The sequence below is a fragment of the Pseudomonas parasichuanensis genome (genome assembly GCF_021601385.1).
In the GTDB taxonomy this organism is placed as follows: domain Bacteria; phylum Pseudomonadota; class Gammaproteobacteria; order Pseudomonadales; family Pseudomonadaceae; genus Aquipseudomonas; species Aquipseudomonas parasichuanensis.
On the sequence record NZ_BQHO01000039.1, the window covers coordinates 31383 to 51447 of the forward strand.

A 20065-nucleotide genomic window follows, 5' to 3' on the forward strand; every position below is an offset into this window, starting at 1 on the left:
CTGTGGACGGCCTCGTGCTATCAGGAGTACCGGGTATCGTGCTATCAGGAGTACGACCCTCGTGCTATCAGGAGTACGAAAACGCCGGAAAGCCAACAACGGCGCGGGTTTGCGTTCCCTCTAACTTACCTAACAAGAAATACATAACTTTTAGTAGAAGCGCGCCGTTTCGGTGGACAACCACGAAACGGCACGGCCAGGCCGGCTTTCCAGCTCGGAGGGCCGCGCCATGATCTTCGCGTTTCTCAACCAGAAAGGCGGCGTCGGCAAGACCACGCTCGCCACGCACATCGCCGGCGAACTGGCGATGCGCGGCCTGCATGTCATCCTGCTGGATGCCGACCCGCAGGGGTCATCGCTCGACTGGACGCAGCGGCGTAGCCAGCAGGGCCTGCCCCGTCTGTTCAGCGCCGTGGGCCTTGCCCGCGAAACGCTGCATCAGGAAGCGCCAGAACTCGCCAGGCGGGCCGATCACATCATCATCGACGGCCCGCCGCGCATCGCCGCCCTCGCGCGTTCCGCGCTGCTGGCGGCCGAGCGCGTGCTGATCCCCGTGCAGCCCAGCCCCTACGACGTATGGGCTTCTGCCGAGATGGTCGCACTGATCCGCGAAGCACAGGTGTTCCGGCCAGCGCTGCGCGCGGCCTTCGTCATCAACCGGCGCGTCAGCACCACCATCATCGGCAGGGAGGCACGGCAATCGCTGGCCGAACAGCCGCTGCCCGCGCTGCGCTCGGAGATCCACCAGCGCATCGTCTTTGCCGACAGCGTAGCCGCTGGCCGGCTCGCCCGCGAAACCGCGCCCGACAGCGCCGCTGCCCGCGAGATCGCCGCGCTCACCGACGAACTGCTGCGGTGGCCGACATGACTGGGAAGCCACCACCACGCAGCAAGCGCGTCGGCATCGGTGCGCGTCCCCCAGCGAATCCGCACGCCGAAGCGTGGATTCGCCAGGGCGACGCAGATGCCGTGCAGAAAGGCGACCTCTACACCGCTCGACTGACGCTCGACATCACGCCCGCCATGCGGGCGCGCATCAAGGTGTCGGCCTTCACGCGAGGCGTGACCGTAGCCGAACTGCTGCGCGACCTGCTGGAGCGGGAGTTTCCCCCGGAGGGCACGCCGTGAACGCATCCGCTTCGACCGCCCACACCCCCAAAGCAAGTGCGCCCACGGCTGCGCCGCCGCCGGCGCCTTCGACACTCGCCGGCCAGGCCGGCAACGTGCCGCTGACGCGCGTGGCGCTGGCCTACATCGAACCGCGCTTCAAGCTCTACCTGCGCTTCGGCGAACCGGCGCGCACGCTCCAGCTCGACCGCTGGCGGCGCTGCGCCGTGTTCCTGCCGAACGCGGTTCTGTGCCGCATCCGTTGGCAGGCCAACGACTACGGCACGATCCGCTGGCAGCTCATGGTGATGCAGACCGCCACGCCGCTGGACGCCGTGCAGCGCATCCCCGGCGTGCAGCCGGGCGCGCGTCTGCTGCTGCACGCCGAAGGCGATGCCAACGTGCGCGCCGTGCTGGAACGCATCGACGGCATCGAGGCGCTGGGCATCGCAGCCGCAGACACATCGCCCGCGTACTGGCGCACGCTCGCGAACCGGCTCGCAGCGCGCTCGGCGCTACCCACATACACCGCAGAACGGCACGCCGCCTGGCTGGCCGGGAGGGCATTGCCATGACCACGATTTCCACGACCGGCCCCGTGCCGCATCCTCGCTCGCGCCTGCGCGCTCGCCTCGTGCTGGCAGGCTTCGCCACCGTCGGCCTCGCTGCGCTGGCCTGGGCGGCGTTCGTGCAGCCCCTGCCGCGAATGGCCTACAACCCGTCCGACAGCGTGGCGGTCGGTTGGTATCGCATCGAACCGTTCGACCCGCGCACCGCCTCGCGGCCACGTCCGCTGTCCGTGGACAGCATCGTGCTGATGCCGCTGCCCGACAGGGCCGCCATGCTGGCTGCGCAGCGCGGCTACCTGCCGACCCGCGTTCCGCTGCTCAAACGTGTGGGCGCAGTCGCGCCACAACACGTTTGCATCGTCGCCGGCCAGGTTCGCATCGACGGCGTGCCGGTGGCCGCCGCCCTGCCTGCCGACCGGCTGGGCCGGCCGCTGCCATCCTTGCAGCTTTGCCGCCGTCTCCAACCGGGCGAACTGTTCCTGTTGAGCGCGACCAACCCGGCGTCGTTCGACAGCCGCTATTTCGGGCCGGTCAGCGCGTTCGCCGTGATCGGCGTTGCGCATCCGATCTGGCTGGAGACACGTCCATGATGGCCGCCGATTCGCTGCACTTTGCCGCGCCTCTCATCGTGCCATCGGGCATGTCGTTCTACTGTTCGTCGCCGTGTCGTCGCGCGTGCAGTGCGGGTGCATTCGCACCGCACTTCGCGCTGCCTTCGGCGCAGCCGCCCAACGTGCAGGCGTCTTGCCTCGAACGCGCCTGGCCTGCGGCCATTGGCGTGTTCGCCGGCGGGCTGGCTGCTCGTGCAGCAGCGCCGCCGGGCCGCCGATGCCCGGAGCGGGAGCGAGGGGCAAAGGCGGAAGGCAAGACAAAAGGGTTCGGCACTCTGCCGCCCGCAAAGCCAGTCTGCACGTGGGGGTGGCGCGGCACGGCGCGGCTTCGCCGCCGTGCCGCGTGGGGCGCGAGGCACGCGCCGATGCAGGCATGTCCGCGTGCTTCGCACGCTCGGACACGCCGGAGCTTGCAGGGAGCACAGCCATGACCGACCGCGGCGACCATGATTTCTGGGTGCGCCCTGGCGCGCCGAAGAACCGAGGCAAAGGCCAGGGCCAGAGCTTCGTTTCCAAGGTGCTCAAGCAGGCTGGCAAGGCCAGCGGCGGCAAGTCGGCGGTGCGCCGTCCTACCGCTGGCGGGAGCGGCCAGCACGCCGGCCAGCGGCCCGGCTCACGGCTTGGACGCGGCCATACGGCGGCGCGCTTCGCAGGCGCAAAGCTGACCCCTATGTCACGGCGCGTGACCATCAAGACGCTGCTGGTCAACCAGCGCAACGCCAGTCCGCAGTCGCTCGCCAAGCACCTGCGCTACATCGAGCGCGACGGTGCCGGCCGGAACGGCGAGCCGGGCCGTGCCTACGGGCCGCAGACCGACGAAGCCGACCTCGATGCCTTCAAGGAACGCTGCCAGGACGACCGACATCATTTCCGCTTCATCGTCTCACCTGAAGACAGTGCGGAGCTGGACGACCTGCGCACCTACACCCGGCACCTGATGAACCGGATGGAGGCCGACCTGGGGACGCGGCTGGATTGGGTGGCGGTCGATCACTGGAACACCGACAACCCGCACACGCACCTGATCGTGCGCGGACGCGACGATACCGGCAAAGACCTCATCATCGCGGGCGACTACATCGCCCACGGCTTCCGCCATCGCGCCGCCGAGCTGGCGACGGAATGGCTGGGGCCGCGCACCGAACTGGAGATCCAGCAGACCTTGCAGCGCGAGGTGGAGCAAGAGCGGTGGACGAGCCTCGACCGCACGTTGCAGCGCGAGGCCGGCGAGGATGGCCGGGTGCAGATCGAACGCTTCAACGAACCCCGGCTGCAACGCCAGCGCCTGCTGCTGATCGGCCGCCTGCAACACTTGCAGCGCCTGGGCCTGGCCGACGAGGTGCAGCCCGGCACCTGGGCCGTCCATGCGGACGCGGAGAAGACCTTGCGTGCCCTGGGCGAGCGTGGCGACATCATCCGAACGATGCAGCGGGCCATGAGCGGCAAGCCTCGCGAGCTGGCGGTGTTCGAGCCGGGCGACGACGGCCGCACTATCGTCGGTCGCGTGGCTGCTAAGGGTCTGGCCGACGAGCTGCACGACCGCGGCTATCTGGTCATCGACGGGTTGGACGGCAAAGCCCACTACGTCGCGTTGGACGCCCGCGACGAGCTGGCGAACTATCCCATCGGCGCGGTGGTGGAGGTACGCGGTTCCGCCGAGGTGCGGGCGGCCGACAAGAACATCGCCACGCTGGCGAGCAATGGCCTGTACCGCACCGATCACCACCTGGCGATCGAGCAAGGCCGAGCCAAGCCCGGCCGCGACCCGCAAGAGGCTGTGGCGGCCCATATCCGCCGGCTGGAAGCCCTACGGCGGGCCGGCATCGTGGAGCGCGTGGCCGAGGGGTTATGGAAGGTGCCGGACGACTTGGCCGAGCGTGGCCGCCAGTACGACGCGCAGCGGCTGGGCGGCGTGGCGGTCGAACTGAAATCGCATCTGCCGATTGAACGGCAGGCCCGCGTCATCGGCGCGACCTGGCTGGATCAGCAGTTGATCGGCGGCGGCAAGGGACTGGGCGACCTGGGCTTTGGCGGCGATGCTAGGCAAGCCTTGCAGCAGCGCGCCGACTTCCTCGAAGAACAGGGGCTGGCCCAGCGGCGCGGGCAGCGGCTGATTCTCTCCCGGAATCTGCTGGAAACGCTGCGCAATCGGGAGCTGGCGCAGGCCGCCCAGCACATTGCCGCCGATAGCGGATTGGAGCATCGGCACGTCACAGACGGGCAGCGCGTAGCCGGCATCTACCGGCGCTCGGTCATGCTCGCCAGCGGTCGCTATGCGCTGCTCGATGACGGCATGGGATTCAGTCTGGTGCCTTGGCGGCCGATAATCGAGCCACGACTGGGGCAGCAGATCGCCGCGACTGTACGCGGCGGCGGTGTGTCATGGGAGGTTGGACGGCAAAGAGGTCCTGGGATTGGATCGGGGCCGTAGGCTGTCGTACCGAGTTAAGGTGTCGAGCAGCGTTTTGGCCCTAGCTTCTGTGCTCCGTTAAGACGACTAGTCTGTGCTTATCGACGACGCTGTGGGTGCATGGTTGCTTGCCAATTCCGGTGCAACTCGCAAACGCGCTGCCCCGACCTGAACTGCCCATTCAACGATCTGCCCGGCCAATATATCCGTGGCGACACCGAACGCGCTCACCACATCGGCCTCTCGCTTGCTGCCTGTGGCTTGGATTGCTTCGAAGCGTCTACTGGCAATAGCAGTCCGTTTGGCCGGATCGACCAGTTGCACATCGAGCCGAACCGCGGCGATCGCTTCAGTGCCGCGGTATTCGAGCTGGAACGCCCGCAGCGTACTGCGCAACTCCATATCGGCGCTCATTGGGGTGCTATCGGTAATCACGGAAGTCGACCGCCCATCGCGCATGAAGGCTTCGACGATTCGGTCACGCAGCAGCACCGGTGCGGGGTCGGCCCAACGCACTCCTTGCCAAGCCGACAAGCGACCATCGGGCTGCGCAATGAACAGCCGCTCCGAATCCAGGACGCGACTACTCTCAGGGGCGTAGACGCGCAGCGCCCCGGGTCCCGGAACGGCGCGCGGCGTACTCTCCGCCTGGGCGATGTGATAGTCGGGCAATTTGTAGGTGACCATTGGAGCTGCTTTGGGAAGCACACTGCACGCGGACAAGCCGAGTACTAGCGTCATAGTCACGGCAGCGACGGGAATCATCCTGGCGGAAGTGTTCACGGCTTGGTTTCCTCAATGTTCTCTCCACCGAGCAGGTATTGCGCCGGATTGCGATCCAGTCGGCGCAGCACGGTGTTTAGATTGGCCAGCGCCTGCTGGAGTTCGTGCATGGCAGGACCTGTGGCGGCCAAGCCCTGGTTCAGCGATTCCTGATTGTTTTGCAGTAGCGTCTCAACCCTGAAAGCGGCGCGTTCGAGGGATGCCGTTGCATCACGCGTGTTCACCATGATTTGCTTACCATCGTTATTTAGTAGCAGGTTGGCATCGCGAAGAGTGCTATTTGCTTGGCGCACGGCAGCTGTCGATTCTCTGCTTGCTTCGGTCAGATTGCTGATTAACGTCGCGATCTCGGCCCTCTGGTCAGCGACCGCGCCCGTGGTCTGTTCAAGATTCACCAGACTGCGGTGCACAAGAGCCAAATTCTCCTTCGACAGTAACTCCTGCGTGCGCAGCAAGATGCCGTTGAGTGTCGTCATGCTGTTCCCCTCACCGGAGACCAGGGATGCCATCGCCGAACGTGGTGCGAGGATCAACGGTTCCTCGTCCTCTCTCCGATCCAGCAATGGCACGTTTGGCCCACCGTCGCTCAACTCGATCACCGCGTTGCCGGTAATTCCCGTGATGACCAATTCAGCGCGGGTATCCTGCCGGACCGGGATGGTGGCATTGATGCGTACGCGCGCTATCGCCCGCCTTGGGTCTCGCGGTGAAAGAGAAAGTGCAACGACTTCGCCAATCGTGATTCCGCTGTACTGAACCTGGCTGCCGGGCGTAAGCCCGGTCACTGGCTCATCGAACATAATCCGGTAATACTGGTAATCGTGGTCGGAACGTGTGTCGCTGAGCCAAAGCGCGAAGCCAATACCAATCGCACCGAGCAGCACGACGAACAGACCAATGAATACATGATGGGCACGTGGTTCCATGATCAGACCACCTCGTTCTCAGAGTTTAAATATTGCGTGCGCCCAGCCCAATGCGTGCGCGACGGAAGAATGATGCAGATGCGGAGGGGTTTCATGGCTGCGTCTCTTGGCTGGAAGCACCAGTGGCCTGTGCGGCCGCACGGCCACGGGGGCCGTGAAAGTATTCCTGTATCCACGGGTGCTTGAAGCGCTCGACTGCCTCGATGCCGTCGTTGATGAGTACCTTCTGGTTCGCCAGGACCGCGACACGGTCGCATATGGTGTACAGCGTATCGAGGTCGTGGGTTACCAGAAACACCGTGAGGCCCAGTGCATTGCGCAGGGTCAGAATCAATTGGTCGAAAGATGCAGCCCCGATTGGATCCAGTCCTGCGGTGGGTTCGTCAAGAAACAGGATGTTCGCATCAAGCGCCAAGGCTCTCGCCAGTGCTGCTCGTTTCACCATGCCTCCGGACAACGAGGCCGGATACTTGTCTCCCGCTCCGGCAGGCAACCCCACCAAGCCCAGCTTGCTTCTTGCCAAACGCTCGGCAAGAGGCCGCGCCAGACCGACATGCTCGATCAAAGGAAGAGCGACGTTCTCCAAGACGGTCAGCGATGAATACAACGCGCCCTTCTGGAACAGAATGCCGAACCTTCGCTCCATACGCGCGCGCGCAAGCCATTGGGCTCGCAGTAGGTCGCGCCCCCGATACGGACCACGCCCGAATGCGGCTTCTGCAGCCCGACGACGCTACGCAAGAGCACGGATTTCCCGGTGCCTGACCCTCCCACCACGCCAAGGATTTCCCCGCGCCGCACGTCCAGGTCTAGGTCCTGATGGACCTGCTGGGTTCCAAACCTGTTGTCCAGGCCGCGCACTTCAATAGCGTGTCGCACACCGTTGTCGGTGTCTTGCTTCACCGCGCTCACCAGCCCATCTCCATGAAGAACAGTGCAGCGATGGCGTCTATCAGGATCACCATGAAGATTGATTGCACGACACTAGACGTCGTGTGGTCGCCTACCGACTCAGCGCTACCGGCGACCTTGAACCCTTCATGGCAGCCGATAGCGGCGATCATCACCGCGAAGAGCGGGGACTTGCTCATTCCGACAAGAAAATGGCGCACCTCGATTTTTTCCTGCACGATGGCAAGGAACTGTGCGGGAGGAATTTCCAAGCTCAGTGCGCATACGGTGGCGCCGCCCGCAATGCCAGCCAAGATGCCTACTAAGGTGAGCAGTGGCAAGGACACAAGAAGCGCCAGCACGCGTGGCAGCACCAGTAACTCGATGGGGTCGAGCGCGTTGGAGCGAAGCGCATCGATCTCTTCATTTGCCTTCATCGAACCGATTTGGGCGGTGTACGCGCTTGCGGTACGGCCTGCAATCAATATGGCCGGGAGCAGCACTCCGAACTCGCGCATGAACGAGAAGGCGACCAGATGCACCGAGAAGATGCTCGCACCGAAGTTGGCCAGCACCGTTGCTCCCAGGAACGCCACCACCATTCCTACCATGAAGCTCAGTAGCGCCACGATGGGAATGGCGTCCACCGCTGATCGCTGGATTTGAGCGATCACCGAGGTCGCGCGCCAGCGACGCGGGTGACGAACGGTACGGCTCCATGTTTCGATGATCTGGCCCACGAACCCGGCCAGACCAAGACACGCACGACAGCCCTGTTCCAAGGTCAGGCCTATGCGTCCCAGACCGCGGAGCAGAGGATTCCCGCTCACCGCTGCTTTCTCCGTCTTCTGCTGATCGGTAGCAGCGGCGGCCAGCGCTCTCATTAGGGCGAGGCGATCCGAGGACAGATTTGGAGCTGCCTCCGGCCGGTCGAGTATCGAGTCTGGCCCGAGAATTTCCACCAGCAGAGCCGCGCCGGCGGTGTCCAGTCTCTGGACTTGCGTCCAGTCGAGTAAGGGAGTGGCGTACCCCTCGGCATGACTGATGCGGGCGGCGGACACGGATTTTGCCAGACTGGCGTAGTGCTCTATCGTCCAGTCGCCACCCGCCAGCCATTTGTGATCACCGCCGACCATGGCATCCTGCCGGAGCCAAGCCTGTGAAGCGTTGCTCATGGCTGCGTGTCCCGCCAAGCGCTGTCGATGCGCTCGATGCAGTTCGTGATCGCCGCTTTGGCATGACCCAGCAATGTGTACGAACCGGCGAACTCTTTAATGACGTTGCCGCGCTCGAAGCAACTGGCGGCAGCAACCCGGCGTCCCGTCCTTAAATCGACTGCTTCGAACTCTAGGCTGGCACCACCCGTCGTCACGGGTCCAACCAGCAGGGTCGTCATTGCATTGACTGCCCGATTCGGTGTCTGCAGTTCGGTGACCGCTACACGCACCCGAACCTGTCCCGCGCCACCTGGGGGGGCGGGACTTTTGCCTTCCTGGCGTTTCAGTTCGCTCGTCACATGGTCTAGCACTTCGCGCTGCTGCGCGTCATCGAGCCCATCGATGCGACCCGAGGCGGTCTTGATCTGCGCTTCTTCCACCACGACAGCGGCATAACGCTTGGGCTCGAATCCCGCTGCGCGGTACATCAGTACGTTCTCGTATCGTGTCGGCGATAACTTCTCGTAGTCGCCGAGAAATCCGGAGCGCGTCATGCTGTTGGTCGCGCATCCAGAGAGCGCGCCTGCTACGCAAAAAAAGATGCCGCCGCGGATCAATGCAGTTTTGCTCTTCATAATGGGTCTCCTTGATCAAACGAAACTAAGACAGGCAATGCCTGCTGCGATGAGGGCGGTGCCAGACCAGCGCGTTACCGATGCGACATCGCCTAGTAGGAGGGCGCCGACGCCCAAGTTTCCAAGTAGCCCGATTCCTGCCCAGGCTGCAGAGGCCGCGCTGATCGGAATCCGCTTGAGCGCGAACCACAAAAGTGCGCCGCTGGCCGCCATGCACGTCACTGCCACACAGAGGCCGACCCAGCGCATCGGACCGCCCGCCGTGATGGCCCGCAGGCCCAGTGGATAGCCCGCTCCTAGAACCCCTGCGGCAATGACAATCGACCAGGATTTCCAGATCAGCGGATGGGTGCTGAATCGCATAAGCCTAGCGAGACATACGCATGAAGCGTGGGTGCATACGAATTCTGAGAATGCGCAGCACGCGGCGGCTCGCAAGAGACTCATGAGCGATCTCCATGCGCGGTGGCGACACTCAGGTTCCACGGCCCAATTCGCTTGATTCCAAACAGGACTTCGTAAAGCAGCGGAATCAAGCCCAACGTCACCAGCGTTCCGAGTGCCAGCCCACCGATCATCGCGATCGCCATCCCTTTCCATAATGGTCCGGAGAAGAGCATGAGTGGCACCAGTCCCGAAATGCAGGTGACCTTGGTCATCACGATTGGACGAAGCCGTTGTATCGCGGCCCCAACCAAGGCTTCATGGCGTGGCAGGCCTTCCGCTAGCCCCTGGTCGATGCGTTCCAGCAAGAGCACGGCGTTGTTGACAATGATCCCGAACAGGGCCAGTACGCCGAAGGTCGCCATGAAGCTGAAAGGTGTGCCGGTCAGCTTCAGAGCCAATACCACGCCGATAAGCGTGAAAGGGATCGTCGCGAGGATCACACCGAGCTTGCGGAAAGAATTGAACTGCCATACGAACAGCATCAGCATCGCCAGAAATGCGAGGGGCATGTAGGTCGACAGCGCGGCGTTCGATTCGGCGGCTTCCTCGATCTCGCCGCCAAGTTCAACCGAGTAGCCCGCGGGCAGGTCCAGGGCAGCGACGCTAGGCGCCAGGCGGTTGATGATCTCCTGGGCGGTGTAAGAGGTGTTCTGTCCTTGCACGGTGATCGTGCGGATGAGATTGCGCCGTTGGATGACCGAGGGCTCGCTCGCGAGCGATACGTCTGCGACCTGAGCCAGCGTCACCGCTGGACCGCCGTTGGTGGGATAGATGAGCGTCGCGCCTACGTCTGCCGTGCTGCGACGCTCGCTTACGATACTGCGCAGGACGATCGGGACGGAGGTGTCACCGTCGCGAATAACCGAGATCGATCTGCCGCTGTAGCGGACATCCAGCCCGCCAGCGATGTCTTCAGTCGTCACGCCCGCCCGACGCGCGCGGTCCTGGTCGACCCGTACGTCGATGCGGCCAACGCGCGTATCCCAATCGTTCTTGACGTTGATGGTGCCGGGCAGCTTGCGCAGCGCTGCTTCGATTTTGGACGCGGCCCCCAACAATACCTCCTCATCCGGACCGCTGACGCGATAAATGGCAGTCCCTGACTCGGTCGCACCGAGCGAGAAACGCTTGGGCTCGGCGCGCACGTCGCCATGTGCTTGCGCAAAGTAGCTGCGGGTGCGGGCGAGGACGGCGTCGATGTCGCTCTTCGGCTTCAATGTGACAACGAAGTACGCGATGTTCGATGCCGGCAGTGGTGGATTCAGGCTAAGGATGAAGCGCGGGCCACCATCGGCGACGTAGCCGATGTGATCGGAGACTTCTGGATTGATGTTCGTGTCGCCCAGCCAACCACTGATCTGCTTCACGCGGGCGAGCGTTTCGCGCGAGTCGGTACCGGGGGCGAGCTGCACCGGAATCTGGAACTGAAGCCGGTCGGACTTGGGCATGAAATCGTACGGCAGGGTGGTGAAGCCATACAGCGCAATGGCAAGCGCCGCGATCATCGACGCTACATAGACCGCCTTATGGTGGAGCACCCACTCCAGTACGCGCCGGTAGCCACGGTAGAAGCGGGTGTCATAGGCGTCGCCCTGCTCCTGCTTGTGATGGGGTTTGGCGAAGTGGTAGCACAATAGGGGCGTGACAGTCAGGCACAGCAGCCACGAAGCGAACAACGTCAGTGCCAGCACGACCACGAGATTGTGCAGATACTCGCTCGTGGCGTTCTGGCCAAAAAAGAACGGCGAGAACACGATCACGATCACGAGCGAGGACGTGAGCAGCGGAATGGCGAGCGTGCGGCCCGCCTCGAGGCAGGCATGCTTACGATCTTCGCCACCGGCCAGGCGGCGTTCGATGTCTTCGGCAATCACAATGCCGTTGTCCACCAACAAGCCGAGCGCAATGATGATGGCGCCCATCGAGACGTTCTGAAGCTCGATGTTCATCGCGCGCATGACGATGAGTGCACTGAGGATCGTCAACGGCACGATCATGCCCACGATGATCCCGGTGCGCCAACCGAGAAATAGCACGACGACACCGAGGACGACGATGATCGTCTCCATCATGACGTGGTTCATTTTGCCCATCTCGTGCTTGACGACATCGGCCTGGAAAGTGACGTATGACAGATCGAAACCCGCCGGCAGCAGCTTCTCCTGGTCTGCAACCCGTGCTTTGAGCGCTTTTCCGAACTGCTCCACGTTCTGACCGGAGGCCATCGAAACCGCCATGACGACAGCGGGCTGGCCTTTGTAGATGGCAGCAGATTCCGGCGGATCGGCTGGCCGCACACTCACCTGCGCCAGTTCACCCAATGCGATCGTCGGCACGGGCGCCGTACTACTTTGCGGTCGTGGCAGCGCGATCGGCATTGCTCGCAGGGAGGGAGCGTCACGCACTTCGCCACTGACCGCCAAGGTTGCATTGATGCCGCCGACAACAATTTGTCCACCCGAAGCGACGACGTTCTGTTTGACGAGTTGGTCGATCACCCCCTGTGGTGTCAGCTCCAATCGCGCGAGCCTAGGCCGATCGAATTCGAGATAGACGCGCTCTTCCTGCAGGCCGTAGAAAGTGATGCGCTCAATACCAGGCACGGTGTACAGGCGGTCGCGCATCTGCTTGAGCGCGACGCGCATCTCGCTCATGGAGTAACCTGGTGCAGTGACCGCAATCGAGGCAACCGCGACGCGGCCGAAGTCTTCGTCGACGAAAGGCCCCATCGTGCTCTGTGGTAAGGCATCCTTCGAATCGGCGACCTTGGCCCGGACGCGCTGCCAGATCGGTGCCAAGTCGGTGTAGCGGTCCCAGATCGTGACCTGGATCATGGCGCTGCCTGCGCGCACGGTGCTCGTCACGCGCTTGACCTCTGCCAGTTCGCGCAAGCGCTCCTCGATCGGCCGGGCAATGAGTTGCTCAACGCGTTCGGCGGGCAGCCCCGGGTTCAACGCCGTGACCATCGCATCGCGGACCGTGACAGTCGGCTCCTCCTGAGAAGGAAAATTCAGGAAGGTCGCGATGCCGGCGACGAAAATGATGAGCGCTACAAAGTAGGTAAGTCGACTGGCGCGCAGCGCCATCTCGGTGATCTTCATGATGAAGTAACCTGGTGGATCGCGTTAGCGCTTGGTCAATTGAGTGGTGGCTTCCAGTGGTGTCACTGGCTGTCCATCGGTGAGCCATCCTCCTCCGGCGGCAACCACCGTCTCGCCGGGCTTGAGTCCAGCGAGGACGCGCGCGCTGTCTCCTTCCTGTACCGGCGTGAAGCGCACCGCGCGACGGTGCACCTTCTTATCTTCAGGGGTGTAGACGAAGACGGAAGCCTCGCCCGGCTTCGTGCCGAGCACCAGCGAGGCATAAGGTATGGATACAGTCTCGGGCCGAGAGGTCTTGGAGGTTGCCGCAGGTGCGTCGAGCACGACCTGTACGGGAATACCTGGCCGAAGTGCGCGCGCTTGCGCGTTATCTTCAGGCACTAGCACCACGGGTAGGAGCGAGCCATTTTCGGCGCGCAGACCGACACGACGTACCACCGCTCGGATTGGTTGTTCGGCTCCGCTCCAGCTCAGTTCTGCGCGTTGGCCGACATCTATGTGAGGTGCCTGTGTAGTAGACGCGTTCGCGATGATCTCAGTGCCACTGCGCACGCCGTCGACCTGAAATACCGGCGCACCAGCAGCAATGTCGGTGAACGCCAAAGCCAGCTTTTCCGCCACGACACCATCGAAAGGAGCGACGATCATCGTGCCACGTTGTGCTCGTTCGGCCAGGCCAAGCGCCGCCTTGGCAGTGCGCGCTTGACCCTCTGCGACCGCTAGCTGCGCCTTCGCGCTCTCGAACGCAGCAGGGGAGATGACTTCGCTTTCGAGCAACCGGCGCTGTTGATCTGTCTGTACACGTCGATCCATCAGGCCGGCTTCGGCGGCCGCCAGGGATGCTTGCGCTTGTGTCACGCGAAGCCGGTCAGGTTGCGCATCAAGTTCTGCCAGGACTTGGCCGCGGGAGAACCGTTCACCCACGTCGACGTTCAACTTGGCGATCCGTCCTCCTGTTTCAAATCCTAGGATGCTGCGCTCGGTTGCTCGCGCCGAGCCAGTCAATTCGATGCGAGAGCTATGCGGGAGATCCGACTGCGCGGCGGCGAGCTTCACTGCGCGCGGAGGCTCGGATACGGTGGATTGCGAGTTTCCGCACCCTGAGAGCAGAGTCGAAATGGATAGTGTGCAAGCAACCGCCAAGGAGCGCGGTGCGCACGCGGTCATGACACCGCTACGGACGCGACTCATGTGCGTCCTTTTGCCGGGACAAGTTCGAGATGGCCCGAGGCGAGATCCTGGAGCGCCCGAAAGAAATGCCGCCGCTCTGCGGGTGCGAGTATTGGCAAACCCAGAAGATCGGCGAACAGGGCGCCATCCAATGCCAGCATGATGAGTGCCGCGGTCTCGGTGCCACGCGGGGATCGACGCACGCGTTCGTACTGCACGCGGTACCACTCGCGCAGTGGGTCGAGAAGTGTTGGATCTTCCGCAGCTGCCGCGAGCAGCGCTGCGCCCATCTTCTGCATCTCGTCGTCGGGCATCGCTTCCACCTGGCTCGACAGCCAGGGGTCCGGATCTCCGGCAAACCTGCGCTCGTGATTGGCTTGTACCGCGTCGAACGCCCGGATCATCTCGTCGATCAGTGTCACGAACAAATCGCGTTTGGTCTTGAAGTGATAGAGAAACGCCCCTTTGCTCAACCCGGCCCGCACAACGACGGCGTCCAGTGTCAAGCGACTGGCACCTTCCTCCAGCACCAGTTCGCGGGCGGCCTGCAGGATGCGGTCGCGAGTTCGCTGGGCTCCTTGCTGGAGGCCGGGCTGCGCATCGGCGCTGCTATGGGCAGTGGACGGGGGGGGCAACTTTGTTTTCGCGCGGGGCGGCATGGTCGTGCTCCAAAAAAGCTTGAGTCATATACAGTCCAGACGGTATAGTAGAAGCCATACAACAGTCCGTCAAGACTTTTTCGGAACGCAAGGAGCTGCCATGTCTCAAATTCTTGAACGCTATCGCCTCATTGCCATGATTTCTCCGCTACTGCTTCTTGCGGCCTGCAGCCATGCCCCGCACTCTGCCGATCCACCTCGCCTGGATGTACCGGCCCATTTCTCAAATGAAGAGGGAGGTGAAGGCATCTTGGACAAATCGTCCCGCCGTACTCTTCCCGTCGATTGGTGGACGGCCTACGGCGATCCGCACCTCAATGCCTTGGTCCGGGCGGCGCTGGAGCGCAATACCGAACTGACGATTGCGCGAGCGCGCGTGGACGAGGCATCGGCCGCCACGCGGCGAGCACGGGCCTCCCTGCTCCCCTCGTTGTCCGCGGGCACGCAGGCAACTCGAGGACGCGACTATTCAGAGAACGTTGCAATCGGCAATGATGGCCGCGCCACGTTGTCCGCATCGTGGGAGGCAGACCTGTCGGGACGGCTTTCGCAGGCAGCAGAAGGTGCGCGCCTGGATGCGGTGGCAGCCGAACAAGCGTGGGTTGCCACGCGGTGGCAGGTCGCGTTTGAAACAGTGTCGGCGGCTGTGCAGCAGCGCCAAGCCAGTGAGCTCGAAGCGCTAGCCGCGGCGCGGCTGGCATCCGCAGAACGACTCGTCTTGCTGATGCAACGGAAGTTCGAGGCCGGACAAGCTACCGGCTTCGACATCGAGCGTACCCGCGCCGGCGTCGTCGCACTGCGCGTGGAGCAAGAGCAACTGCGGCGTGCGCGCGGCGAGGCGACGCATGCACTCGATGTACTAGTGGGACAAACGCCCGGAGCGCCTGCAGCTTCCCCAACTCTTGCGTCGCTCGCCGTCCCGGACTGGACACCGACACGCATACCTGCGGACCTGCTGAGTGAGCGGCCCGACGTGCGCGCCGCCGAAGCGAAGTTCGCCGCCGAAACCGCGCGCTGGAACGCAGCCGAAGGCGAACGCTTCCCCAGGCTGGTGTTGGACCTGAGCGGCGGACGGCAGCGCGTAGAGAGTGTGGGAACCCGCATCACTGGAAACATTTTTTCACTTGGGGCCGGGGTGTCGTTGCCGATCTTCGATGGTGGCGCGATCCGTGCCGGCATCGAGACCGGAGAGGCGCGCAGCCGAGCTGCCCGTGCGGAGTTCGAGCGCACTTTGTTGAGTGCTTTGCAGGACGTAGAGAACGCATATCTCGGTTGGCATACGCAGCACGCAGCACTGGAGCATCAGGCCGAGGGTGTCGCAGTCGCGGAGCGTCAGCTCGATCGCAGCCGACGTCTGTTCGAGGCGGGACAAGTGGACGCCACGGTGGTGGCCGAGGCTGAGGCCGGGGTGCTGTCAGCGCAGGCTTCGCTGATCCGCACGCGGGCCGAGACAGCCATGCAATGGGGCGTCCTGGCAAAAGCATTATCCGGCTCTCCTGTTTGATCGCAGAAACATGCTGGAGCAGCTTGCGAAGGCTAGCTAAATAGCGTGACGCAAGGCGAAGGTGGTGAGCCGGAAGTGGAAGTTCGCTTCTTCGAGGTGCCTTTGGCACAGCAAATCAAGGGATTGTGTGGCGAACTGTACGATCTCGGCTTCGCTCAATCGGATGAAGTCGGCGAAGGCATCATCGCCGTGCCGGTGTGGAGTGACCCTCTGATGGTAGCTGTGCCCGCACGGCACCCCTTGCTATCCCACAAACAGATTCCCCTAGAAGAGCTGTTGCGGTATCCGCTGGTGCTCTGCGACGCGGTGGCGTGTGAGGGCCATGCTCGGCAAGTTGAACGGGTGCTACGTCGCGTGGACATAGAGCCACTGATTGCCGAACGCGTGACTTCCAGCGATCTAATGATGGTCCTGGTTTCGGCGGGACTTGCACTAGGCCTCACAGGAGGCGCGCATATCACAGCCAGCAGGGAACAGGGGGTGGTCGCACGGCCGCTGACTGGACGTTCGCCAATGCTCACGACCTATCTACTACGGCCGGCCAGCGAGCCGTCAGAAATGCTGACTCGCTTCATGGAACGCGTTCATTCGATCAAATCTCCAGATGCCAAAGGTCGGCGGTAAACCATCACACAATCTCCCAAAGAAAATTAACCATGAAGAAGATTGCTCTCATATTGCTTTCCTCGACATTGGCAGCCTGCAGCCCATCTGGGAAACCAGATAAAGCCAACCTTCCGACAGTCGATGAATTAGCGCTCAATCCTGAGCGTCTGAAAGAGTTGCGCAAGCAATGCAAGTTGGATCGACCAATGCTGGGCGACCAACTATGTAACCGGGTTGCCGAGGCTACGCGAAAGCGCTTTTACGAAGATGGCGATGTGCCCCACACCACGCCTAAAGAGCCGCCGAAGTTCTAAGCTGGTGGTCATGCCGGAGTATGTATGCCGGATATGAAAAATTTGAAGGAGAATCGCAATGGGTTGGATCTATCTTGTTTTGGCTGGATTGTTTGAAATCGGATGGCCGGTCGGGCTGAAAATGGCGCAAGAGCCAACATCGCGTTGGAGTGGGGTCGCAGTAGCCGTCTCTTTCATGACAATTAGCGGCGCCTTCCTATGGCTTGCTCAGCGTCAGATACCGATTGGGACTGCTTATGCGGTGTGGACGGGTATCGGAGCGGCGGGAACTTTCTTAGTCGGAATTCATTTCTATGGCGACCCAACCTCCCTGATGCGATACCTTGGCGTGGCGTTGATCATCCTGGGCGTTATCACGCTCAAGTTATCGAGTTGATCGCTAGCTCCATTGGTAGCGTAGTCGCTAGGCGACCCAGCTCCCAGAGTGGATCGGGCGCTGGGAACTCGTACGGTCACCTCCTCTCTCTAGTCGCTATGTGACGAGCTTGCCGGCGCCTCGGGAGAGTTCGAGCCAGTGCGCGTAAGGCGGTGGGAGCACCCATTCCGGGTGGCTCCACCTTCAGTGCCTGCGCCAAGGTGACCTGAGTACGAACTTTGTAGCCAGTCAGGCAGTGAGTTCGGAGGGGATGCTATCGGATTGGATCCAGTTGCGCCGGATCGTCGCCGGCGGTTTGTAAGCATGCGCGCTATGCGGCCGCTGCTCGTTGTAGAACTGTCGCCAACGTTCGATCAGCACCTTCGCTTCGGTCCGACTGCGGAACCATTCGCGGTTGAGCAGTTCGTCGCCCATCGTTGCCTGCGAAGTCAGGACCAGCAGAATCCTGAGGGGAGTTCTCATCATGGTTTTCTCCGTTCAGACGCTTGGGATCAAGCGGCCGGAGACCACTACGCCTGCTTGGCTTTGCGCGCTGCCTCGACCAAGCTGTCGAGCCAGTCCTGATGGCCGTTGATCATCGGGTTGGGTTTGGCGTTGTGCAGCTCCTCGGCCGGTTTGCCCTTCTGAGTTTCCTGCGTGAGGATGCGCACGCGCCTGCCGTCCAGGTTCTCAACCAGCCAGGCGTGATGCACATCCAGGCGCGTATCTGTGCCTTCCTCGCCGGACCAGCCGTGCCAGGCCACGCGGCCGGGTTGCCCATCCGCAGGTGGCACGTATTCGTTGCACTGCCCCTCTACCGGGAAGCCGAAGGTCTCGAAGTAAAACCGATCGCCGTCGGCCAGTACCGGGCCTTTGCCGTCATGAAAGCACACGTTAGCCGAGTTGGCGTAGTAGCTTGGCCACAGCGATGGTGTGACGAGTAGAGGCCATACGTCGGCCGCGCTCAAGCCGGCGGCGATGATCTCATTGGAGGCGAAATTCTCAGTAAAGCCCGGCGTGTAGCCTTCGGGCCAGAGGATGGCGTTCTGTTGCTTGCTCATATCGAAGCTCCTTCACAAAATGTCGATGACGCAACAGGGGTGGCTGCGTCATTCAAGTGGTCATGGAGCAAATCATGAGCCTCCATCTGCAATAAGTGAAATCCTAAGTTTCTATTTTTGATATCATAAAATATGATATCAAGGCCTAGGTTCTGCCATCCACCGACTAGGCTATCTCGCAGCGGCGCTACGAAAGGGCGCGTCTCCAATTGAGCCGACTGATTGCTTATTTGTAGTGCGAGGTAGAGTTGTGCTGAGCATGACGATAGGAGCGATCTTGCCTACTTGTTGTTAGCACAGGAAGTGAACAGCAGTGCTCGTATCCAGCGATGTGCTGGATCGTGATGGGTGCGTTCGTGCCAAGCAGCCGTCTTGGTGAACCCCGGTATCTTCACCGGCGGCAGGGAGATAGCCAGCTTGTCCATACCGGCGACCAAGCGGCTCGGCAAGATCGCAACCATGTCACTGGCACGCAGGATGTCTGGCAAGATCAGAAAGCTCTTGACCGACAGTGTGACGCTGCGTCGTTTGCCCAACTGTTCTAGCGCATCGTCGGTGACGCCGCGGAAACCTCCACCATCGTAGGAAACAAGCGCATGGTCGAGAGCACAGAACTGTTTAACGGTCAGCTTGCGCCCCATAGCCGCAGGATGGTCTTCCCGCAGGACACACACATAGTGTTCCTTGAACAGCTCTCGGGCATGCAGATTTGGCGGAGTGATCTCTGGCGTCAGGAGGGCTAAATCGATCTGACCGCGCTCAAGCTGGTTCTGTAGCTGCCCGCTCTCGACTGGCACTAATGAGACTCGTACACGCGGTGCGTGCCGTTTAAGTGCCGATAGAAATGGGACAGCAACGGCACGCAGCGCATAGTCCGTCGCGGCGATGGAGAAGGTCAGTTGTGCGGTGGCCGGATTGAAGGAAGGTGGCTGGAGCAGCGCGTCGATTTCGGCGAGCACCTGCTTGACAGGCATCCCTAGATCCAGCGCCCGCTGCGTTGGAACGATACCCCGCTGCGAGCGCGCGAAAAGCGGGTCACCGAAGCTCTCGCGCAACCGCGTCAGCATGCCACTCAAGGCCGGCTGGGTTAGTCCCAGACGGGCCGCCGCCCGTGTCACATTGCGTTCGTCTAACAATGCGTCCAGCGCCTTGAGCAAGTTGAGATCCATACTCTTGATATTTTTCATTTTTATTCCAATCTTAAATATCATCGTTTTTCATGATATCTAAATATTGCCTATGAGTGGAAGCAAGGCCCATTGACGGCTTTTTTTGGGTAACTTGCTTGGAACTCTGTATGCGCCGCAGTGCGCTTTCGCTTGCGGCGCTTTTCTTTGACTCGCCACCGCGCTCATTCTTTCTTTTCCCTCGACCATTGTGCTGCGAACGGTCTTTGACCGGCACTAGCCCAGAACCGATCCTGACGCCTGCGACACCCCCTGTGCAACGCTTTCAATGAGACACCAGCGCAGGAGAAATCGGAGGACAGGTCATGCAAGGGACGAACGTTCTGTTCGGCCAGATCGCTGTGGTAATCGGCATCGTGATCGCCGGCGTCTGGGGCGCCACACAATGGACAGCAGCGACCCTTGGCTATCAAGTACGCCTCGGATCGCCCTGGTTCGATCTTCTTGTTGCCGCTGACCGAAAACTGACCCAGTAGAGGCTGTTCTGCCGACTGAAAACTGACCCAGGTGTTCAACTGCTTCTGCTCAATTTTTGAGCAGGAGAACACAGGGTGATCAGTATGGAAATGATG

General features: G+C 62.0%; 19 protein-coding genes and 3 pseudogenes. 9 read left to right on the forward strand and 13 right to left on the reverse strand.

Annotated features, from left to right (window positions below):
- Positions 1-229: 229 nt before the first annotated feature.
- From parA to L6D77_RS23645, 5 genes are all read left to right on the forward strand, one after another.
- On the forward strand, positions 230-868 hold the full coding sequence (gene parA / locus L6D77_RS23625; RefSeq protein ID WP_003092312.1) for a ParA family partition ATPase: 639 nt from the start codon (positions 230-232) through the stop codon (positions 866-868).
- The gene (locus tag L6D77_RS23630) at positions 865-1128 is read left to right on the forward strand and encodes a hypothetical protein (protein WP_000147048.1); all 264 of its coding nucleotides are present in this window, start codon (positions 865-867) and stop codon (positions 1126-1128) included. The genes parA and L6D77_RS23630 overlap by 4 nt, the downstream gene beginning before the upstream one ends.
- Positions 1125-1682, forward strand: a complete 558-nt coding sequence (locus tag L6D77_RS23635; protein WP_023093372.1) for a DUF2840 domain-containing protein — start codon at positions 1125-1127, stop codon at positions 1680-1682. Before L6D77_RS23630 ends, L6D77_RS23635 begins: the two co-directional genes overlap by 4 nt.
- Positions 1679-2266, forward strand: coding sequence for a S26 family signal peptidase (locus L6D77_RS23640; protein WP_003092304.1), 588 nt, complete (start codon positions 1679-1681; stop codon positions 2264-2266). Before L6D77_RS23635 ends, L6D77_RS23640 begins: the two co-directional genes overlap by 4 nt.
- 448 nt (positions 2267-2714) lie before the next feature.
- Positions 2715-4718 carry a relaxase/mobilization nuclease domain-containing protein gene (locus L6D77_RS23645; protein ID WP_000132148.1) on the forward strand — a complete coding sequence of 668 codons (2004 nt, stop codon included), beginning with the start codon at positions 2715-2717 and terminating at the stop codon, positions 4716-4718.
- Between the two features lie 66 nt (positions 4719-4784).
- Here the strand turns inward: L6D77_RS23645 and L6D77_RS23650 are convergent, their stop codons facing one another.
- The 9 genes and pseudogenes from L6D77_RS23650 to L6D77_RS23690 form a co-directional block, all read right to left on the reverse strand.
- Positions 4785-5384, reverse strand: a complete 600-nt coding sequence (locus L6D77_RS23650; RefSeq protein WP_003124411.1) for an ABC-type transport auxiliary lipoprotein family protein — start codon at positions 5382-5384, stop codon at positions 4785-4787.
- A gap of 92 nt (positions 5385-5476) precedes the next feature.
- A complete protein-coding gene (locus tag L6D77_RS23655) occupies positions 5477-6406 on the reverse strand; it encodes an MlaD family protein (RefSeq protein ID WP_000433686.1) in 930 nt (309 codons plus the stop codon).
- 91 nt (positions 6407-6497) lie between these two features.
- Positions 6498-7309, reverse strand: a pseudogene (locus L6D77_RS23660) (ABC transporter ATP-binding protein).
- A 5-nt stretch (positions 7310-7314) separates the two neighbouring features.
- Complete coding sequence (locus tag L6D77_RS23665; RefSeq protein ID WP_000063629.1) at positions 7315-8472, reverse strand: MlaE family ABC transporter permease; 1158 nt, start codon at positions 8470-8472, stop codon at positions 7315-7317.
- Positions 8469-9089, reverse strand: coding sequence for a DUF3313 family protein (locus L6D77_RS23670; protein WP_000837791.1), 621 nt, complete (start codon positions 9087-9089; stop codon positions 8469-8471). Before L6D77_RS23670 ends, L6D77_RS23665 begins: the two co-directional genes overlap by 4 nt.
- Positions 9090-9104: 15 nt before the next feature.
- On the reverse strand, positions 9105-9536 hold the full coding sequence (locus L6D77_RS23675; protein WP_000055206.1) for a DMT family transporter: 432 nt from the start codon (positions 9534-9536) through the stop codon (positions 9105-9107).
- Entirely contained in the window at positions 9533-12637 is a 3105-nt protein-coding gene (locus tag L6D77_RS23680; protein ID WP_003092293.1) for an efflux RND transporter permease subunit, read from the reverse strand. Before L6D77_RS23680 ends, L6D77_RS23675 begins: the two co-directional genes overlap by 4 nt.
- A gap of 24 nt (positions 12638-12661) precedes the next feature.
- A complete protein-coding gene (locus L6D77_RS23685) occupies positions 12662-13828 on the reverse strand; it encodes an efflux RND transporter periplasmic adaptor subunit (RefSeq protein WP_003092290.1) in 1167 nt (388 codons plus the stop codon).
- Positions 13825-14466 carry a TetR/AcrR family transcriptional regulator gene (locus L6D77_RS23690; RefSeq protein WP_023093369.1) on the reverse strand — a complete coding sequence of 214 codons (642 nt, stop codon included), beginning with the start codon at positions 14464-14466 and terminating at the stop codon, positions 13825-13827. Before L6D77_RS23690 ends, L6D77_RS23685 begins: the two co-directional genes overlap by 4 nt.
- Before the next feature lie 100 nt (positions 14467-14566).
- Between L6D77_RS23690 and L6D77_RS23695 the strand changes: the two genes are divergently transcribed.
- From L6D77_RS23695 to L6D77_RS23710, 4 genes and pseudogenes are all read left to right on the forward strand, one after another.
- Entirely contained in the window at positions 14567-15970 is a 1404-nt protein-coding gene (locus L6D77_RS23695; protein ID WP_000078291.1) for an efflux transporter outer membrane subunit, read from the forward strand.
- A 66-nt stretch (positions 15971-16036) separates the two neighbouring features.
- A pseudogene (locus tag L6D77_RS23700) lies at positions 16037-16594 on the forward strand (LysR family substrate-binding domain-containing protein); the annotation flags it as partial.
- A 32-nt stretch (positions 16595-16626) separates the two neighbouring features.
- On the forward strand, positions 16627-16890 hold the full coding sequence (locus L6D77_RS23705; RefSeq protein ID WP_000717310.1) for an EexN family lipoprotein: 264 nt from the start codon (positions 16627-16629) through the stop codon (positions 16888-16890).
- Between the two features lie 58 nt (positions 16891-16948).
- The gene (locus tag L6D77_RS23710; RefSeq protein WP_000539741.1) at positions 16949-17266 is read left to right on the forward strand and encodes a DMT family transporter; all 318 of its coding nucleotides are present in this window, start codon (positions 16949-16951) and stop codon (positions 17264-17266) included.
- 228 nt (positions 17267-17494) lie between these two features.
- Here the strand turns inward: L6D77_RS23710 and L6D77_RS23715 are convergent.
- From L6D77_RS23715 to L6D77_RS23730, 4 genes and pseudogenes are all read right to left on the reverse strand, one after another.
- A pseudogene (locus tag L6D77_RS23715) lies at positions 17495-17674 on the reverse strand (integrase core domain-containing protein); the annotation flags it as partial.
- A gap of 101 nt (positions 17675-17775) precedes the next feature.
- On the reverse strand, positions 17776-18306 hold the full coding sequence (locus L6D77_RS23720) for an SRPBCC family protein (protein WP_000043569.1): 531 nt from the start codon (positions 18304-18306) through the stop codon (positions 17776-17778).
- A gap of 281 nt (positions 18307-18587) precedes the next feature.
- Entirely contained in the window at positions 18588-19493 is a 906-nt protein-coding gene (locus L6D77_RS23725) for a LysR family transcriptional regulator (protein WP_023093368.1), read from the reverse strand.
- 164 nt (positions 19494-19657) lie between these two features.
- On the reverse strand, positions 19658-20065 hold a 408-nt coding region (locus tag L6D77_RS23730), incomplete at its 5' end, for a hypothetical protein (RefSeq protein ID WP_236170183.1).

Excerpts from the sequence above, each read along its gene's own strand:
- parA (WP_003092312.1), top strand. The coding sequence starts at position 230 with ATGATCTTCGCGTTTCTCAACCAGAAAGGCGGCGTCGGCAAGACCACG.
- L6D77_RS23665 (WP_000063629.1), bottom strand. The coding sequence starts at position 8,472 with ATGAGCAACGCTTCACAGGCTTGGCTCCGGCAGGATGCCATGGTCGGC.
- L6D77_RS23685 (WP_003092290.1), bottom strand. The coding sequence starts at position 13,828 with ATGAGTCGCGTCCGTAGCGGTGTCATGACCGCGTGCGCACCGCGCTCC.
- L6D77_RS23670 (WP_000837791.1), bottom strand. The coding sequence starts at position 9,089 with ATGAAGAGCAAAACTGCATTGATCCGCGGCGGCATCTTTTTTTGCGTA.
- L6D77_RS23630 (WP_000147048.1), top strand. The coding sequence starts at position 865 with ATGACTGGGAAGCCACCACCACGCAGCAAGCGCGTCGGCATCGGTGCG.
- L6D77_RS23680 (WP_003092293.1), bottom strand. The coding sequence starts at position 12,637 with ATGAAGATCACCGAGATGGCGCTGCGCGCCAGTCGACTTACCTACTTT.
- L6D77_RS23705 (WP_000717310.1), top strand. The coding sequence starts at position 16,627 with ATGAAGAAGATTGCTCTCATATTGCTTTCCTCGACATTGGCAGCCTGC.
- L6D77_RS23725 (WP_023093368.1), bottom strand. The coding sequence starts at position 19,493 with ATGAAAAATATCAAGAGTATGGATCTCAACTTGCTCAAGGCGCTGGAC.
- L6D77_RS23695 (WP_000078291.1), top strand. The coding sequence starts at position 14,567 with ATGTCTCAAATTCTTGAACGCTATCGCCTCATTGCCATGATTTCTCCG.
- L6D77_RS23710 (WP_000539741.1), top strand. The coding sequence starts at position 16,949 with ATGGGTTGGATCTATCTTGTTTTGGCTGGATTGTTTGAAATCGGATGG.
- L6D77_RS23645 (WP_000132148.1), top strand. The coding sequence starts at position 2,715 with ATGACCGACCGCGGCGACCATGATTTCTGGGTGCGCCCTGGCGCGCCG.
- L6D77_RS23690 (WP_023093369.1), bottom strand. The coding sequence starts at position 14,466 with ATGCCGCCCCGCGCGAAAACAAAGTTGCCCCCCCCGTCCACTGCCCAT.
- L6D77_RS23720 (WP_000043569.1), bottom strand. The coding sequence starts at position 18,306 with ATGAGCAAGCAACAGAACGCCATCCTCTGGCCCGAAGGCTACACGCCG.
- L6D77_RS23640 (WP_003092304.1), top strand. The coding sequence starts at position 1,679 with ATGACCACGATTTCCACGACCGGCCCCGTGCCGCATCCTCGCTCGCGC.
- L6D77_RS23650 (WP_003124411.1), bottom strand. The coding sequence starts at position 5,384 with ATGGTCACCTACAAATTGCCCGACTATCACATCGCCCAGGCGGAGAGT.
- L6D77_RS23675 (WP_000055206.1), bottom strand. The coding sequence starts at position 9,536 with ATGAGTCTCTTGCGAGCCGCCGCGTGCTGCGCATTCTCAGAATTCGTA.
- L6D77_RS23655 (WP_000433686.1), bottom strand. The coding sequence starts at position 6,406 with ATGGAACCACGTGCCCATCATGTATTCATTGGTCTGTTCGTCGTGCTG.